1 rRNA gene is annotated in these 1926 nt (G+C 57.7%); it reads left to right on the top strand.

From position 1 onward, the window contains the following. Positions 1-1926: ribosomal RNA gene (locus ABS784_RS16775) — 23S ribosomal RNA — on the top strand; the annotation flags it as partial.

A 1926-nucleotide genomic window follows, 5' to 3' on the forward strand; every position in this document is an offset into this window, starting at 1 on the left:
GCGAGTGATAAGATCCGTGGTCGAGAGGGGAACAGCCCAGACCGCCAGCTAAGGCCCCGAAGTGCACGTTCAGTGGAAAAGGATGTGGAGTTGCCGAGACAACCAGGATGTTGGCTTAGAAGCAGCCACCATTTAAAGAGTGCGTAATAGCTCACTGGTCGAGTGACTCTGCGCCGAAAATGTACCGGGGCTAAACGTGCCGCCGAAGCTGCGGGATGACCGTTGGTCATCGGTAGGGGAGCGTTCTAAGGGCAGAGAAGCCAGACCGGAAGGACTGGTGGAGCGCTTAGAAGTGAGAATGCCGGTATGAGTAGCGAAAACAGAGGTGAGAATCCTCTGCGCCGAAAGCCTAAGGGTTCCTGAGGAAGGTTCGTCCGCTCAGGGTTAGTCGGGACCTAAGCCGAGGCCGAAAGGCGTAGGTGATGGACAACAGGTTGAGATTCCTGTACCACCTTCTTCCCGTTTGAGCGATGGGGGGACGCAGGAGGATAGGGCGAGCAGGCGGCTGGAAGAGCCTGTCCAAGCCGTGAGGCTGATCCGCAGGCAAATCCGCGGATCATAAGGCTAAGCGGTGACGGCGACGGAGTAATCCGGAAGTCCCCGATTTCACACTGCCAAGAAAAGCCTCTAGCGAGGGAAGAGGTGCCCGTACCGCAAACCGACACAGGTAGGCGAGGAGAGAATCCTAAGGCGCGCGGGAGAACTCTCGTTAAGGAACTCGGCAAAATGACCCCGTAACTTCGGGAGAAGGGGTGCTCTTTGGGGTGAAGAGCCCTGAAGAGCCGCAGTGAAAAGGCCCAAGCGACTGTTTATCAAAAACACAGGTCTCTGCGAAGCCGAAAGGCGACGTATAGGGGCTGACACCTGCCCGGTGCTGGAAGGTTAAGGGGAGCGCTTAGCGGAAGCGAAGGTGCGAACCGAAGCCCCAGTAAACGGCGGCCGTAACTATAACGGTCCTAAGGTAGCGAAATTCCTTGTCGGGTAAGTTCCGACCCGCACGAAAGGTGTAACGACTTGGGCGCTGTCTCAACGAGAGACCCGGTGAAATTATACTACCTGTGAAGATGCAGGTTACCCGCGACAGGACGGAAAGACCCCGTGGAGCTTTACTGCAGCCTGATATGGAATTTTGGTATCGCTTGTACAGGATAGGTGGGAGCCTGGGAAGCCGGAGCGCCAGCTTCGGTGGAGGCGACGGTGGGATACCACCCTGGCGGTATTGAAATTCTAACCCGCACCCCTTAGCGGGGTGGGAGACAGTGTCAGGTGGGCAGTTTGACTGGGGCGGTCGCCTCCCAAAAGGTAACGGAGGCGCCCAAAGGTTCCCTCAGAATGGTTGGAAATCATTCGGAGAGTGCAAAGGCACAAGGGAGCTTGACTGCGAGACGGACAGGTCGAGCAGGGACGAAAGTCGGGCTTAGTGATCCGGTGGTTCCGCATGGAAGGGCCATCGCTCAACGGATAAAAGCTACCCCGGGGATAACAGGCTGATCTCCCCCAAGAGTCCACATCGACGGGGAGGTTTGGCACCTCGATGTCGGCTCATCGCATCCTGGGGCTGTAGTCGGTCCCAAGGGTTGGGCTGTTCGCCCATTAAAGCGGTACGCGAGCTGGGTTCAGAACGTCGTGAGACAGTTCGGTCCCTATCCGTCGCGGGCGGAGGAAATTTGAGAGGAGCTGTCCTTAGTACGAGAGGACCGGGATGGACGCACCGCTGGTGTACCAGTTGTCCCGCCAGGGGCACCGCTGGGTAGCTATGTGCGGACGGGATAAGCGCTGAAAGCATCTAAGCGTGAAGCCCCCCTCAAGATGAGATTTCCCACCGCGCAAAGCGGGTAAGATCCCTCGAAGATGACGAGGTCGATAGGTCCGAGGTGGAAGCGTGGCGACACGTGGAGCTGACGGATACTAATCGATCGAGGGCTT

The sequence above is a fragment of the Geobacillus sp. G4 genome (assembly GCF_040327975.1).
GTDB lineage: Bacteria > Bacillota > Bacilli > Bacillales > Anoxybacillaceae > Geobacillus > Geobacillus thermoleovorans.